The 17,469-nt window shown below is 31.5% G+C and carries 11 protein-coding genes; 2 read left to right on the forward strand and 9 right to left on the reverse strand.

Translation table 11 applies throughout. The features are described from left to right. Positions 1–148 precede the first annotated feature (148 nt). The 5 genes from EYW44_RS19450 to EYW44_RS19470 form a co-directional block, all read right to left on the reverse strand. Complete coding sequence (locus EYW44_RS19450) at positions 149–982, reverse strand: DUF4262 domain-containing protein (protein WP_132726684.1); 834 nt, start codon at positions 980–982, stop codon at positions 149–151. 495 nt (positions 983–1,477) lie between these two features. Next, positions 1,478–2,302, reverse strand: coding sequence for a hypothetical protein (locus EYW44_RS19455; RefSeq protein ID WP_132726686.1), 825 nt, complete (start codon positions 2,300–2,302; stop codon positions 1,478–1,480). A 90-nt stretch (positions 2,303–2,392) separates the two neighbouring features. Further along, on the reverse strand, positions 2,393–3,139 hold the full coding sequence (locus tag EYW44_RS19460) for a hypothetical protein (RefSeq protein ID WP_132726689.1): 747 nt from the start codon (positions 3,137–3,139) through the stop codon (positions 2,393–2,395). A gap of 541 nt (positions 3,140–3,680) precedes the next feature. Beyond that, positions 3,681–4,541 (reverse strand): SDR family oxidoreductase, encoded by an 861-nt coding sequence (locus EYW44_RS19465; RefSeq protein WP_132726691.1) that lies wholly within the window; start codon positions 4,539–4,541, stop codon positions 3,681–3,683. Positions 4,542–4,563: 22 nt separating this feature from the next. Next, entirely contained in the window at positions 4,564–5,574 is a 1,011-nt protein-coding gene (locus EYW44_RS19470) for an SDR family oxidoreductase (RefSeq protein WP_132726694.1), read from the reverse strand. 135 nt (positions 5,575–5,709) lie between these two features. Between EYW44_RS19470 and EYW44_RS19475 the strand changes: the two genes are divergently transcribed. Beyond that, on the forward strand, positions 5,710–6,129 hold the full coding sequence (locus EYW44_RS19475; protein WP_132726696.1) for a winged helix-turn-helix transcriptional regulator: 420 nt from the start codon (positions 5,710–5,712) through the stop codon (positions 6,127–6,129). 165 nt (positions 6,130–6,294) lie between these two features. Here the strand turns inward: EYW44_RS19475 and EYW44_RS19480 are convergent, their stop codons facing one another. Next, positions 6,295–7,149, reverse strand: a complete 855-nt coding sequence (locus EYW44_RS19480) for a dienelactone hydrolase family protein (protein ID WP_132726699.1) — start codon at positions 7,147–7,149, stop codon at positions 6,295–6,297. Between the two features lie 201 nt (positions 7,150–7,350). On the opposite strand from EYW44_RS19480, the gene EYW44_RS19485 reads away from it, so the two are divergent. After that, the gene (locus tag EYW44_RS19485) at positions 7,351–8,676 is read left to right on the forward strand and encodes an alkaline phosphatase D family protein (RefSeq protein ID WP_132726701.1); all 1,326 of its coding nucleotides are present in this window, start codon (positions 7,351–7,353) and stop codon (positions 8,674–8,676) included. A gap of 389 nt (positions 8,677–9,065) precedes the next feature. Here the strand turns inward: EYW44_RS19485 and EYW44_RS19490 are convergent, their stop codons facing one another. From EYW44_RS19490 to EYW44_RS19500, 3 genes are all read right to left on the reverse strand, one after another. Continuing rightward, positions 9,066–12,350 carry a glycosyl hydrolase gene (locus EYW44_RS19490; protein ID WP_132726704.1) on the reverse strand — a complete coding sequence of 1,095 codons (3,285 nt, stop codon included), beginning with the start codon at positions 12,348–12,350 and terminating at the stop codon, positions 9,066–9,068. Between the two features lie 127 nt (positions 12,351–12,477). After that, positions 12,478–14,088: a serine hydrolase domain-containing protein gene (locus EYW44_RS19495; RefSeq protein ID WP_243643702.1), complete on the reverse strand. Its 1,611-nt coding sequence runs from the start codon at positions 14,086–14,088 to the stop codon at positions 12,478–12,480. A gap of 132 nt (positions 14,089–14,220) precedes the next feature. Further along, entirely contained in the window at positions 14,221–17,451 is a 3,231-nt protein-coding gene (locus tag EYW44_RS19500; protein ID WP_132726707.1) for a WD40/YVTN/BNR-like repeat-containing protein, read from the reverse strand. Positions 17,452–17,469 lie beyond the last annotated feature (18 nt).

A 17,469-nucleotide genomic window follows, 5' to 3' on the forward strand; every position in this document is an offset into this window, starting at 1 on the left:
TTTCTAATTCTATCATATCTTTGCTTAGTACTTGGTACATAGGGTTGTGTTTTTATGTTTCGCAACACAAATATCTACAACCCTTAATTTTTTCTCAAAAAAAGTCAAGATGACTTCATAACTAACATTAACTATATAAAATTGTTTTTTATTTAAAAGCCCTTAAAAAGTAATTTATAAAGTCTGTAAATTTCCTTTTTACTGAGAATAAGGTGTTTGTATTCCTATTAACCGTATTTTCTTCCTCATTTTTTGAATCTTCAATTGTCCACTCTCCTCCTATTTCATTTCGATAAGCAGTTTGTCCATAATTCAAATAATAAATTTCATTTAAAGTTGAGTCTATTTTTACAATTTCTTCAAGACAAATCAGTTTAGCATCTTCTATTTTTGGTTCATACTCAGTGTGAAATTGCCAATCACCATCTTCATTGTGATAAACGTACAAAATTGGCTTACCTTCAAGAGCATGAAAAGTTGTGTAAACACCTAAATATCTTTCCTCTTGATATTTAAAATCAGTGTTTCTGTCAAGTAAAGGTTGTTTGAATTTCCAGTTTTCGTTAAATCCAATCTCCCAAGGCCACTTACTTTCTTTATCAGGCCAAATCATTTGTAAAACAGGAAAATCAAATGTGTTGTTATAATACCAACTAGCATAGCCTAAATAATCTGCATAATTTGCTTGATTCACCTCTAAAAATTGAATATCATAACCTTCTAGTACACCTGAATATTGCTGATTAGGATTGTATTTGTTTCCTTTTCTTATTTCGTCTCTTAACTCGTTAAGAAGATGTCCCATTACATCAGTTTGAAGACCGAATATAATTATTTCAGGATGTTTAAATTTTTCATACAGTCCAATGGTATAAACAAAGGCAGGTGAATAACCATCACTTTCCAATATTGCTAAATAACAATCATATTCTTTAATATTATTTACAATCTTTTCTTTTATTTGTTTATCCTGGTTTTCCATAGTAATTGTAAAGTTTTAATTAACTAAAAGGTAAAAATCAAACTTCATTGTTATAATATATATGATAATCGATTCTTCTTCATCTACTGTTCCTAATTTTTGATTATTACCTCTCCAAAAAATTTTCACACTCCTATAAAAGTCAAATTGTATTTGTAAAAATCCAGCTGTTTCCATTCTCATATAATCCCAACCCCATAGATGTTTTCCTCCTCCATCAAAATCGTGACTCCATAAATCATGTTTAACCTCCCTTAATTCCTTTATTATATTGTCAACTTCTTTCCAATATTCATTCCAGTCTTTAAATGGTTTTAATCTATTAGTTAAATCTGTTTTTAACGAAATAAGTATTGATTTAAGCTCTTCATTATTTAGATTCTCTAGAGTTATGAGTTATTCTATCATATTTTTTATAATCATTCATGATATTTTTCTGTCTAAAATTTCACATAACGGCAGAATTAGGAAATTCTTACGTTACAGTTTTAGCATTTATAAATTCCTAGCCTTTATTTTTTCAATGGTTCCTTCAATAGCTAGTAACCATCCTTTCTGAATTTCATCATTGGTATTTTGCACAAAAACTAAGCTACGCTCTAGGTATGGTAAAAAGTCTAAATCATTTAGTGTTTCGATTGCCTCAAACAATAAAGTTCCATACTCCCTCCTATTTAGCTCTTTAATAATAATTTCTTTAACTCTTTTATCATTTCTATTGGCTAGTCCAACTATAGCTTCAAATCTTGAATTTTGATCACTATCATTTATCCTATCCCAAAGTGCATCTATAATTGTTTTGTTATTGATTTCTATTTGTGAACCGAGTCCAAAAGTAGCCCAATCTCTAACTGATACAACTTTATCTTTAGATAAATGTATTAATGTGTTTATCGCTATATCATATTCTAAACCACAGAGAGAGTTAACTAAAGCTTTGCGAACATCGGCATTGGTAGAATATTTAAAAACAGAAAGCTTTTCTACTTGCTCCTTTGTTAGATTCTCGTTATTATGACTGATTCCATAAAGAATAGAGCTTAGTACTTTGCCATTTGGTTTGGTTTCAATTAAATCGAAATATAATTTAATTGTTTCTTCTTGTTTAAATCTAGGATTGAAACCTAATTGAGCCAAAACATCAATTCCTATAATTTTTTCTTTGTTATTTTTAGATCTAGCTAATAAAGTAGCTTTTTCATATACATCTACACAAGGCCTTCTTCTCAACTCAGAAATATTATCCCAATATGTTCTTTCAGTCTTATTGTTTATAAGCCTTGAATACAATTTTTGATTTGTCCATTTCTTTCTACTCATTATTTATGATGTAAAACTTTTTGTAAGAATTACGTTTTTGATATATTTTCAGTTTTATAGCGATATTGATCTTTTTTCTCTTACTATATTTTATTCAATACAAGAGAAATGCATATTAAAAATACCTTCAAAACTATATTCTATCCACTTTTCTTTCTCTATCAATTTATATTTTGGTAATTTTTCCAAACTCTGTTCTATCATGTCTCTTCCGCGAATAAGTCCTAATTTATTTGATAAAGCGATCTCAAATAACTTTATATAATTTTCAAAATAATCCATTATTTCCTCATCATAAGGTCCAATAGAAAACAATTCATCTTTACTCATTATTAATATTTCAATATCCTCTAAATCTATCCAATTTATTATTCCCCCATCAGATAGAAAAACACTATTAAAGTCCTCTAAATTTTCCAATATTTCAAAAGCAATTGAATTATCTTTAGGGTCTAATTCTGATAATAGACCTCCTTTTCCAGTTGGAAGATGAGGGTAAAAATCTGCACAGTATTTAAATACATAATATTCGAAAAACCTACTGTATTCATAATGAAACTCGTTGTTTTGTAAACTATGATTTTCATCCGAATTTAAGTTATGTGCTTTAAAGTTTGAATTAAATTTATTAGAAATCTCAATAATTTTAGATACTGAAGTATCCGTTTTCTTTTTAAGCTCTTCTAATGATAAATCAGTAATGCCACCTGTTCGATATAATCTTAAAAACTCTATAAAATCATTTTGTAAACATCCTTTTTCTCCGCGTAATACAGGAACAAGTTCTTTGTAGAACTTATTATCATCGAACAAATGTAATGTATTCCAATATCCCAATTTCTCTAATTATTGCTGACTGTAAATATAACAAACGTTGTGATTTAAAAAGTACTGTGTTATATATCTTCAATGATAAAAGTTTAATACTAAATCCATAAAACACAAAGTCCAACCAGAATACAATTTCTAGTTGGACTTAAAATTAAAATAGTAATTGCTATGATAAATCAACAGAATCGCTAAATTTCATGAAACCAACTTTAAATCAGTCTTTTTATAAGACTATTTTTTTGTTAACTTCTGAAAAAAACAATGTATATAAAAATAAGGCAATTTAAGATTGTTAGAAAAGTATGTGCACACCCGTTTGGTAGTCAAATATAAAATTTGGTGTTTCAAATATTAAAAATGCAAAACATTATTTTAAACAGTAATAAACGTAAAGTGAGAGCTTACCCTATACCCTAGGTTTATAATCATCATCATTGTAGTTTATTAAAAAACTATCAAATTTTAATTAAAGTCCGAGTGATATATACAGTTTTAGAAACCTTACCTAGAATAGATTAAATTACTTTAAAATAAAACCTACCATTAATTATTTTTTAATTGAATGTGCAAGTTCCTTAGAAAATTCAGTAAACGAACGTGGTTTTCTTCCTAAAACTGTTTCAACAGTATCTGTTACAGAAGTATAGTCCCCCACAGTAAACCATTCAAACATTTCGCCAAATTCCACAGCTAACCAATCTCCTAATCCAGCTTGTTTATAAGCTCCAATTAAAGCTTCTTTTGGAATGTCCACATAATTAATTTGTTTTCCACTAACTTCCGTTAATAACTCTGCATGCTTTGCAGACGTAAATGATTCTGGCCCTGTAAGACAATATGTTTTTCCCGCATGTCCATCTTCTGTCAATGCTTTAACAGCTATATCAACTACATCATTAATATCAACCAAACTAAGTGCTGTGTCCCCAAAGCAAGAATAAAAATTCCCTTCAGCATTAATCGTTTCAAGATTTAGATAAAAATATTGAAAGAACATATTGGGTTGAATTAAAGTATAATCTAAACCAGATTTTTTGATTAATTCATCTGTAATAGCATGTACACGTATAGGTCCAGATAGCGCATCTTTTCTAGCCTTAAAACCAGATTGTTTAACAAGGTGCTTAACATTTGCTGTTTTGGCTGCAGAAACTATATTTTCTACCCATTCTTGAGCTTTAGGGTGTATAGGTGTTAATACGTATATTTTTTCTACACCTTCGAAAACAGTGATTAATGATTCAATATCGTTAAAATCACCAATACGGATTTGGTTTTCTTCTAATCCTAACTTTGTAGTATCACTATTTTTAGTAGCCATAATACCAAAGTCTACTTGTTTTTCTTTTAACTGATTTACAATAAGTGAACCTGTGTTTCCTGTTGCTCCTAATACTAAAATTTCCATTATATTACTTTTTACTTTTTGATTAAATAAGTGGTTTTATATATTCAGCTGTTTCTAAAACTGTTTTTTTAAAGTCCATTGGTTTCCAATTGAATGTTTTCATGGTATTACTTACATCAGCACTATAAGTATTTCCTATAAAAGGTTTCATTGCTTTTGCATCAGGAACGAAATGGGACATAATTTTCAATAAAAAATTTGGCGCTTCTATAGTACTTACTTTTTTGTATCCGTTTGTTTTTAAAATATTTGCCATTTCTTTAAAAGAATATGCTCTTTCAGAGGCAACAATAAACCGTTTTCCGTTTGCTTGTTGGTTTTCTAATGCTTGGACGTGAATTTTAGCAACATCTCTAACGTCAACCATATTCATAGCTGCTTTTGCTAGCATTGGTGTTTTACCAGTAATCATTTTTTTAACCAATTCTATAGATTCACCAGCCAAAGTACCAGATAAACTAGGTCCCCAAATTGCTCCTGGATTTAAAACAACCATTTCTAACTTGTCATTCCCAGTTTGTGCATTAATAAAATCCCATGCACTTTTTTCAGCTAGCGTCTTACTTTTTATATAAGCCGACATTCCTTTTGCTTTTGGGTTTGTCCAAGTGTCTGGATTCACATTAATAGACCGATTACCTTCGCCTAACATGGCTACTGTAGAAGATGTTAAAACCAAACGCTTAACACCTGCATTTTTTGCAGCATTTAAAGCACGTTGCGTTCCTTCAATAGCTGGTTTTATCATTTCGTTTTCATCCTTTGGTTCTGTAGCAAAATAAGGAGAGGCTATGTGTAATACATAATCACAACCTTCCATAGCTTCCTTCCAACCATCGTCTTTTAAAAGGTCCAATTCGTAATATTCTAAATTCCCTTTAGGATCAACTTCTTTTCTAAGAGCCTCTGTTAATTTTGCTGTTTTAGATAAACTTCTTACAGAACCTCGAACTGCGTATCCATTTTTTAATAGCTCAGCAGCAGTATGTAATCCAACATACCCTGATATTCCTGTTATTAATACTTTCTTCATTATTTATAAATTTTACAATTGCATCAAATTATTACTTGCTAAACGCAAGCAAAGATAGTAAATTACTTTTATTTCGCAAGTAATAAATAAAAATTGTAATTTTACACCATCATTTTATGTAAAATATAATTGAAAATGGAATACAAATTTAGATGTGATTGCCCAATTACTAGTGCTATTGATATAATTGGAGATAAGTGGTCTTTAGTTATTATTAAACAAATGTTAACTGAAGGAAAAAAAACATTCAAAGATTTTATTGAGAGTGAAGAAGCTATAGCTACAAACATTTTATCTTCAAGATTAAAAATGCTTGAAGAATTTAAAATTATAATCAAAGAAAAACTTCCAGAAAACAAAAAAACAAATATTTATACTTTAACGAACAAAGGGATTGCATTAACACCAATAATCGTAGAGCTATCGATTTGGAGTGACAATAATTTACGAGAATTTCATTCAGCTTTATACGAAGGAGAACAGATAGAAATGATAAGAGGTAACAAAGAAAAATTTATTAACGATATAATAGAAAATTATAAGAAAAATAACTAGCTATAACAACAGTAGTCGTTACACAACTCTATAAATCCATAAAACACAAAGTCCAACAAGAATACAATATCTAGTTGGACTTAACTTTAAAATATTAGAATAGTAATTACTGTTATAAATCAACTGAATTACTAAATTTTATAAAATATAATTCGTGATGGATTCTTAATCTACAAAAGCCTCTTTCAATAACTTTTGAAGACTATTCCATGATTTTTTATCAGCTTCTGCATCATATGCTAATGGTAAATTGAACTTTTTTCCATTTTCATCAGCAGCTTTTGAAGTAAAACTATGCTTTACACCCGGATATGAGTAATATTCATATGTAGTACCTAAAGAATCTAATGCAGATTTAAAGGCTGTTACAGACTCTGGACTTATAAAAGGGTCATCTGCACCATTACAAACCAAAACTCTAGCTTTTAAATCTTTATTAGGCATTACAGGCAATGCTACACCACTATGGAAAGCAGCTACAGCATCCAAATCAAACCCGCTATTAGCCATGGTTAATGCTACACTTCCGCCAAAACAATATCCAATTGCGGCTACTTTAGTAGTATCAACAGACTCATGATTCGTTAATAAAGCAATTGCAGCATTAAAACGAGCTTTTGCTTCAGGTAAGTTTTTCATTACACTGCCAGCAAACTTCCCTGCATCCTCTGGATGATTGGCTTGTTTACCATCTCCATACATATCAACAGCAATAGCAGTATATCCTAATTCAGCAAGCATATCTGCGCGTTCTCTCACATAATCATTATGTCCCCACCATTCATGTACAATAAGTACTCCTGGTCGTTTTCCTTTTTTACTTTCATCAAAAGCAATGTATCCTTTTAAATTTGTAGAATCAGAAGCATAACTCACCTCAGTACCTTTTACTTTTACGGTTTCAGTTTCAGTTTTCGGTACTTCTTCAGTTGTTACTGGTTTGGTTGCTGCTTTTTGTTTACATGATATTGCTGTGGTAGATAACACTACACACGCAATGAACATATTCAGTAATTTCATTTGTTACATTGTTTTATTTGGTTGTTATAAATATAGATATAATATTAAGAACTAGCGATTCTTACAGTTCAGATTTATACTTCAATCTTCTTGAATGTTCACTACAGATAACACTTTCTTTAACTTAAAAAAACATTATGTCAAACATTACCTTTAAATTTGTAAGATTACGAATTCATTAATTGTATCAATTTTATTTTTATGACTAAAAAGTTATTTCTTGTTGCTTTACTAATAGTTACAAGCTTTGTAAGTGTTGCGCAAGATAAAATTCAATCAGGACCAATGGTAGGATATTCCACAATGCGTGAAGTACTGTTATGGGTTCAAACTACTGAAGTTTCAAAAGTACATTTTGAATATTTTGATAAAAAAGCTCCTAAAAAGCGTTTTAAAACAGCTAGCTATACAACCAATAGTAAAGATGGACATGTAGCTAAACTGATAGCAGACAAAGTATTACCTGGCAAGAAATACACGTATGAATTATTTGTAAATGGTAAAAAAATAAAAAGGGACTACCCTATGGAGTTTCAATCGCAAACACTTTGGCAATGGAGAACAGATCCGCCAGAGATTAACTTTGCTATTGGAAGTTGTACTTACGTAAACGAACCTGAATTTGATAGACCAGGAAAGCCTTATGGTAGTAGTTATGAAATTTTTGATGCCATTCATAACAAAAGACCAGATTTTATGCTTTGGTTAGGTGATAATACCTATTTAAGAGAAGTAGATTGGAATTCTCGCACTGGTTTTTTACACAGATATACGCATACACGTTCCTTAAAAGAGTTACAGCCTTTATTGGCATCTTCTCATCATTATGCTATTTGGGATGATCATGATTTTGGTCCGAATGATTCAGATGGAAGTTTTCCTTTAAAGAAAACAGCAGACGAAATGTTTCAACTTTTCTGGGGAAATCCTAATTATGATGCTTTAGGTACTGGTGGTATTACAGGTTCTTTTCAATGGGGAGATTTGGACTTTTTCTTGTTAGATAATCGTTATAACAGAACTTCTAACAAAAATTTTACGGGTAAACGTGAAATGTTAGGAAAAGAACAAATAGACTGGTTAATCAATGCCTTAGCATCTAGTAAAGCTACTTTTAAGTTTATTGCTATTGGTGGTCAGGTATTAAGTACAGAAGCTATGCATGAGAATTATGCTACTTTTCCTGAAGAAAAAGAATATTTAATTCGAAAAATAAGAGAAGCCAAAATTAGAGGTGTTATTTTCTTGGATGGAGATAGACATCATACTGTATTAAGTAAAATGCAAGAAAGTGACAGAGTATATCCTTTATACGATCTTACTTGTTCTCCTTTAACTTCTGGTTCGCATGCCAGTAAAGAAGAATTAAATGCTTATAAAATGGAAGAAACTTTAGTTGGAGAACATAATTTCGGAATCTTAAATGTAAGCGGTCCTAAAAGAGATCGTGTGTTAAAGATTACAATCTTTAATAAAGATGGAAAAGAATTATGGACTAAAAGTATAAATGCTAAAGATTTAAAATGATTTTTCAATGAGTAATTATTAATTATCAGTGATCATTTTTAAACAGTAATAAAGTTTTAAAGTTAAAAGTTTTGTTTTTTTTAGATGTATGGACGTAGTATTATGAAACTATCATCTCTAAAAAACAAAACTACTTTAAACTTCTACTCTTCCAATTCTTAACTCCCTAAAAAAGTACAATCAAAAAAGCTCTCGACTGCGCTCGAGCAGACATTATTTGTAATAAACCAGCATTCTTAACTCCTAAAAAAGACACTCGAAAAAAGTCTCTTCTCTCTTCTCTCTTTTCTCTTTTCTAATTTTTACAAAAACAAAAAATCCCCACCAGAAAAACTAGCGGAGATTTTTCAGCTTAAAGCATAAAACCTAAAGCTTATAGCTATAAAACATTAATCCTCATAACCACGACCAGGCGTATATGGAGCTCCAGAATTGATCAATTCTTGCTCTAATGTTTTAATATCTTTATTAAATATTGTTTCCATTTTAGTTTTTATAACAGTTACTTCTTCTTTTGCTATTGCATAACTATCACGATGTGTTTTAGTTGGTGTAGCTGTAGAATACTTTTGCTCATAACCAATAGACCCTAAACGACTTGCAGTAGATAATGGTTGATCTATATCTAATCTACGTTTTACAGCATCGCCATACATTGCTATTTGTACCTCGTTTAATTGTTTTTCTATTAGTTTTACTGTTTTAGCTAAACTTCCTAATGGTTGCTCAGAACGTTTAATAGCTTCTTTAATATGAGTTAATTTATTTCTGCTTTCAGACATTAATCGCTGAGCAGTTCCCATATCTGCTTGTACTTTTGCCAATCCTTTTTGGAAAGCAACTTTTTCAGCACGATTTTTAGCTGGCATTTCTACATTGTTCAATGCTCTTACTTCAAAACTTGTAGGTGCTGTTAAAGAATTCAACTCACCATCTTTTAATATCCCCATTTCTACTGTATAAGTTCCTGGTGCTACTAAAGTTCCTTCTGAACGTCCAGCAAATGGATTATAAAATCCTGATTTGTTCAAATTGATAGGGTTTTGAGGCGTGTATCTTAAATCCCATTTGAAACGTTGTACTCCTTTTGCAACTGGCTTAAATTCTTTTTTAATTACTTTACCAGTAGCATCTTTAATATAAAATACCAATTCAGGTTTACTTTCGTTATTTTCTTCTTTTAACGATGTATAGTTTGGATACGGAGTATCTTGTCCTGATTTTACCAATCCTTTTTCACTCTTTTGACGTTTACTTTTTAAAGATGTAAAGTTTGAATCGTAATAATAAGTAATGATTGCCTCTGGACCAAGATTTTGTGCTGTATACAAGTTATCACCTTGGAAAGATTTTCCTGGTAAACCTAACGGACTGCTTTTTTCCCACATTAATGCAGTACGAATAGGATAAATTTTAGCCTTTTCTTTAGGAGCAGCATTTTCAATGTTTCTTAATGCTGAATAATCGTCCATTACATAAAAACCACGACCAAAAGTACCTAATACTAAGTCATTTTCACGCTCTTGAATAGCAATATCTCTTACTGCAATTGTTGGCAATCCGTTTTTCAATTGTTTCCAATTTTGACCTTTATTTGGAGAGAAAAATGCTCCAAACTCTGTTCCTACAAAAAGTAAATTAGAGTCTACATGATCTTCTTCAATTGCATATACACTACCTCTTTCTGGTAAGTTTGATGCAATTGCTTGCCAGCTATTACCTTTGTCAGTAGATTTAAAAACATAAGGTTTAAAATCTCCGTATTTATGATGATTAAAAGCAACATAAATCGTATTCTCATCATGTCTAGATAAATAAATGCTATTTACATATGATTGCTTTGGCGCTCCAGAAATACTTGAAATCTTTCTCCAACTCTGTCCTCCATTTTCAGAAATATGAATTAAACCATCATCAGTACCTGCGGCTAATAATTCTTTATTCTTTGGCGATTCAGCAAAAGCTACTACACTACCATATTGCGATGTTGAACCATTTTTCATTACTGCATCTATACTTACAACTCTTCCGTATACTTTTAAGGTATTTCGGTCTATTTGCTGTGAAAGATCATCACTAATAACTTCCCAGCTATTTCCATAGTCATCTGATTTAAACACTTTGTTTGCTGAAAAATATAAACGTCCAGGCACGTGTCTACTCACCACTAAAGGAGCATCCCAATTAAAACGGTATGCGTTTTCTCCTTTTCTTGCTTTTGGTTTAATTCCTACTTTTTCACCGCTTTTCTTGTCAAAACGAACCAATCCTCCATATTGAGATTGTGCATACACAATATTTGGATTATTAGGATCAATTTGCGATTCAAATCCGTCTCCTCCATTGGTAATAAACCATTCAAAATTTCTAATTCCATGATTCGTTAATACTCTTGACGGACCTCCTAAACTAAAGTTATCTTGAGTACCACCGTAAATATTATAAAAAGGATAATCATTATCTACAGCTACTTTATAAAACTGAGTAACAGGTAAATTTTCTTTGAAATCCCATGTTTTAGCTGCATCAAAGGTTTCATAAATTCCACCATCACAACCAACAATCCAATGCTTATTGTTATGAGGATTTATCCACATTGCATGGTTATCAACATGTTTTGTGTCCTCTCCTACTAATTTGAAACTTTTACCTCCGTCATGAGTTACTGACATCCAAGTATCCATAGAATATACTGTATTTTCATCTATAGGATCTGCAATAATTTCTTGGTAATAATTCCCACTTGTTACATGAGAGCTTCTTTTTTGCCAGCTAGCTCCTCTGTTTGTTGAAGCAAAAAATCCTCCTTTACGATTGGCAGCTTCTACAATAGCGTAAATAATTTCAGGATTTGCAGGTGAAATAGCTAAACCAATACGTCCTAACTCTTCATTAGGTAATCCTTTGTTAATCTTTGTCCAAGTTGCTCCACCGTCTACACTTTTATGAATTGCAGAACCTGGTCCACCTCCAACATAAGTATACACATGACGACGTCTTTGTAATGTAGTTGCATATAATACATTTGGATCTCTAGGGTCCATTACAACATCATTTACACCAGTATGTTCATCAACTTTAATTACAGATTTCCAAGTTTTACCTCCATCTTCTGTTTTATACAGTCCTCTATCACCTCCTTTACTCCATAACGGTCCAATAGCAGCTACATAAACGATATCTGAGTTTTCTGGATGTACAACAATTTTTCCAATATGTTCAGAGTTTTTAAGTCCCATGTGTTGCCATGAAGCTCCTCCATCTATTGATTTATAAATTCCGTCTCCATAAGAAACTGAACGTTGATTGTTATTTTCTCCTGTTCCAACCCAAATTACGTTTGAATTATTCGGATCCATAGTGACACATCCTATTGAATAAGAACCCTGTGAGTCGAAAATTGGTTGATAAGTAATACCTGAATTCACTGTTTTCCATACGCCTCCTGCTGCAGTTGCTACATAATATTCATATGGATTTTTAGGATTAAAGGCAAAATCAGATATACGTCCTGATGTTAGTGCTGGTCCAACATTTCTCCATTTAAGACCTGAAACACTTATGGCTTCTAAAGGAGATTTTTTTGTATCCTTCTTTTTAGATTTTCTCTGAGCATCACAAATTTGGGTACAACTTAAGAGTATCCCAAGTACTACGACAAGTGATTTTTTCATTTATTGTAAGTTTCTAGATTTGATTAGCCTCGAAATTACAAAAGATAACTATGAACTAAAATAAATATGGAATTTCAAACAAATTAATTTTTTTTGTATTCGATGTAATTTAGACTAGTGATAAAAATTAATCATTGACTATTGCTGGTAAAATATATGTTTGCATCATTTTATCTATATCAGAATGCATATAAGGTAAATTATAACCAGAGGCTGTAATTACCACTACAAAAGGGATATCTTTAAAAACAAAAATCTTATTCCCACCATTTCCGGTACAAAAAGATGTTTCATATTTTTTATCTTTCATTGTATATGTTTTATTCCAAAATAAATATCCATAGAAACTATCATCACTGTAAGGTTGTTTTATTTGTTTAGATAAACTTTTTGCTACCCAATCTTTTGAAATAATTTGTCTGCCATTCCAAACTCCTTGATTTTTATACAACTGACCATATTTAGCAAAATCAATCGCTCTTAATCGAATTCCTCCTGCTGTATTTCCTACTTTTTGAGGTGTATACTGCCATTTATAACTAGTGATTCCTAAAGGGCTAAATAAATTTTTATCAGCATAATCAACCAAACCATTTGGAACTGTTTTGTGTAATATATCTCCTAAAACTACCACACCAGCTGTAAAATAATGGTACTCTTCTCCTACTTTTCTATTAGACATTGGTAAGTCTAAAGCGAATTTCACCCAATTTTCTGTTGGGTACATAAACTCTTCGTTTCCTGGATTGCTAAAATCATTATCATCGCCTATAAAACCTGAACTCATGGTTAATAAAGACTCAATAGTAACCTTATCTTTTTTGGGAGTATAATTTTTGTATTCTTTTAAATTATAAAAATTGTCAATCGTTACTTTTTCATTTTTGATCAATTGATCATCAATCGCTATTCCTGTGATGGTTGAAGCAATTGTTTTTCCTACTGATCTTGGATCGTGTAAACTTTCTCTATTAGAATTATTAAAGTACTCTTCTATAAGTACTTCTCCTTTTTTCAGAATAACAATTCCGTTTATATGTTCAAATCTACCTTGTGCTATTTTTTTATTTAAGTCTTCTATTCTTTCTTTTTTATAATTACTCTTTGAAATTTTTAAATCTTTCATTGGAGTTATTTTTTGTACAGGAATTAGCGACGCATCGTAAGGCAATTCTTCTACATTTATATCAATTTTTCCTTCTGCTAATACTTTTCCTGTTTTAAAAGCGGTATCATTTATATAAGTGCTTACTTTAACTGTTAACTCATGTTTTCCCTCATCTAAAACATCTCTTCCTCCACTCATTTTCATAAACTTTAACCACATAAACCATCCCCAAAAATCCAATCTTTCAGGATATACTAGCGGTATTTTATATGTTAATTGCGTTGTTTTAGCTTTATTTGTTCCTGCTCCTTTATGTAAGTTTTCTGTATGAATTAACTGGTTATCTACAAAAAAGGAAAATTGAAAACTTCCTTTCTTTAATAGTTCTTCTTGAGATAAATTTGGAGCTAATTCTTTAAGATATGTAATTAACGGTTTATTTAAAGTAAACTCCATTGATAAAAAAGCATCTTTATTAAGATTAAAACTTTGAACATAGGTTCTTTTTTGTGTTTTGTTTTTTATATCTGAAGTTGAAAACCGTATAGGATTGCTATTTTGAGCTGATACATTGAATGAAAATAGTAGTAATAGTGAAATGATGAATAATGATGGTTTTATGATTTTCATGTGTCTATTGGTTGAATTGATTTTCATTCATTATAACGACTGAGCGCTATAAATGTTACCAATAATTACATTCACAAAAAAAAGTGACTGTATTGCTACAATCACTTTTAAATTTTTAAGTCTTTAATCGAATTAATTACCTATTAATCCTTGACCTTCTATCCAAGGGGCTCCAGCTTGTTTTAAACCTTGTTCGATACCTGGGATAGTACCGTTCATTACAGTTTTCAATTTCGTTTTAATTCCTTGTAATTGTTTTTTAGCTCTATTAAATGAAGCTTTTTGGTTACCTGTTGGTCCATAAGTGTTTGATAAAGCGCTATAAGCTAAACGATTTGCATCATTAGGTGTTGGATTTGAAGGCTCACCTATCTCATTTTTAACAGGATCTCCACTTAATTCTTTTTGAATAGCCAATAAACGTAATCTTGCCTCATTAATTTGTTGTAATAAAGCATCATTTGAAGCCGTTGTTTTATTAGCAGCACGTTTCATTGCTCCTATTTTTTGCAACTGACGATTCATTTCTATATTAGTAGCCGTTAAATCTTGTTGAAAAGCAAATACTTCTTTTCTAAATTGATTGATTTCATCAAAAGATTTTCTTGGTAATGCACCTTCGTACATAGGCACTACTTTAAACTCTTTAGGACCTTCAAGTACAGTTGTTACACCATCTACTCGTTTTACTAAAGTAGCTGTGTAAGTACCTGGTGTAGCAAAAATTGTCGGTCCACCCCAAGAACGATTTCTTGAACGAGTTTGTAATCTTTCTCCTCTTTTACTTGGGTAGTTTAATCTCCAATTAACTCTGTTAAATCCTTTTTTATTAGTTCCTTTTACAGTGTTTACTAAATTTCCTGCAGTATCTTTAATCAATACTTGAATTACAGGCTTCTCTTGATTTGTTTCTTTTTCAAGAGCATCCCAACCAGGGAAATTTGTATTTGACTTTTCTTTTGCTTTACGCTGATCTTTTAATGATTTAACTTTATCAGCCATAAAATAGGTAAAACGTGCTCCATATGCCGGATTCGGTGCTATGTATTCTGCGTCTCCTTGACTTCCTACTCTGCTTGCTTGTTTATACCAATATGCGTCTTTAATTGGGAATAACGTTGCTTCTTTAGATAACATTGTTTTATTGAAATTACGTAAAGGTGTAATATCATCTAACACAAAAAATCCTCTACCAAATGAAGCACCTACTAAATCATTTTCTCTTCTTTGAATAGTGATATCTCTAAATGAAATTGTAGGAATTTTTCCTTTTAACTGCACCCAATTAGTACCTCCGTTGTATGTAAAATAGATTCCGTATTCAGTAGCTGCAAAAATTAAATCTTTATTTACGTGATCTTGAACTAATCTCCAAATTAATAAACGTTCTGGTAAATCACCATTAATTAAAAACCAACTTTTTCCTTTATTGCTACTTTTTAAAATGTATGGTTTGTAATCACCGTATTTGTGATTATCTACTGCTGCATATACTACATTTGCATCAAACAAATCAGCACGAACATCATTTACAAATGGTACAAAATCAAGACCTTTTACATTTTTTAATGAAAATTTTCTCCATGTTTTACCTCCATCTTCCGTAGTTTGAATAAGTCCGTCATCGGTCCCTGCATATAATAAACCTTCTTGTTTAGGAGATTCTGCTAAAGATGTTATAGTGTTGTAATTAGACATTGCATATACATCCCATGCATTGTCCCAACTTTGTTGCTTACCGTAATAAGGTAATGTAATACGATTTTGATTTAAGGTTAAATCCTTAGAAATAGCTGTCCAATCATCTCCTCTATTTTCTGAACGCCATACACGTTGAGACGCAAAATACAAGCGCTTAGGGTTGTGTGGACTAACTAGAATTGGAGCATCCCAGTTAAAACGTTCAAAAGGCTCTCCTTCTCCAGACTGTGGTTGAATAAATACCGTTTCTTTAGTAGTTTGATCTATTCTCCATAAAGCTCCTTTTTGAAATTCTCCATAAGTTATATTAGGATTTCCTGGCTCTATAGCCGATTGATGACCGTCTGCACCTAATGTTTTCCACCAATCACCGTTGGTAATTCCATCAGAAAAAATAGTTTGAGAAGGTCCTCCATGCGATCCATTATCTTGTGTACCTCCATAGATTTTATAAAATGGCTTAGAATCGTCTACTGCTAACTTAAAGTACTGTGTTATTGGTAAGTTTCTAATAAATTTCCAACTCTTAGTAAGATCAAAACTTTCATATAAACCTCCATCTGTACCAAACAATACATAATTCGGATCAGAAGCTTTGAACGCCATAGCATGGCTATCAACGTGCTTGTTACGCTCGTTCATAGTGTAAAATGTTTTACCATGATCATCAGAAATTTGTACATAGTTATTCATTAAAAATAACTTTCCTTCGTGGTGAGGAGATGCATATAATTCTTGATAATAATGTGGTCCTGTACCACCAGAAACTGCATTTGATTGTTTTTTCCAAGATTCACCTCTGTTTGTAGACATGAATACGCCTCCTTTTCTTCTGTCTAACTCAATAGCAGCATAAATTACATCTGGATTAAAAGGAGAGATTGCTAATCCGATTTTACCTAAGTTAGAACCTGGAATTCCCTTTTTTAATTGTGTCCATGTTTCACCTCCATCAGTACTTTTATGAATACCAGAACCTGGTCCTCCTCCTAAATATCCAGCAACAATACGTTGACGTTGCCAGGTTGCTGCATATAAAACATCAGGGTTTCTAGGATCAATTACTAAATCGGTAGCACCTACCCATTCGCTATCTCCTAAAGTTCTTTTCCATGATTTTCCTCCATCAACTGACTTGTAAACACCACGTTCTCCTCCAGAAGTCCATAAGGGTCCTTGAGAAACAGCCCAAATAATATTTGAATCTTTTGGGTGTACTATAATTTTTGATAGATGTTCTGATTTTGTAAGTCCCATGTTTTTCCAGCTAGCACCGTCATCATGACTTACATAAATTCCGTCACCAAAAGCAACGTGACGACCTCCAACATTTTCACCTGTTCCAACCCAAATAGTATGTGGATTGTTAGGATCAATGGTTATAGCTCCAATTGAATATGACTTTTGTCTATCAAAAAGAGGTTTCCAAGTAGTACCAGAATTGGTTGTTTTCCAAACCCCTCCAGAACCTACAGCAACATACCAAACATTTTTATTTTCTGGATGAATAGCAATATCTGCAATTCTTCCTGATGTAAAAGCAGGTCCAATGTTTCTGAATGGTAAACCACTAAAGGTTTTACTGTTAATTTTTTGGGCTTCAAGCGGAATTATTAAAAGCATTAACCCTAATGCAAATAATAATTTTGAAAATGAATTCATTTTTTTAGATTTATATTA

It is taken from the genome of Tenacibaculum sp. M341 (genome assembly GCF_004337695.1).
In the GTDB taxonomy this organism is placed as follows: domain Bacteria; phylum Bacteroidota; class Bacteroidia; order Flavobacteriales; family Flavobacteriaceae; genus Polaribacter.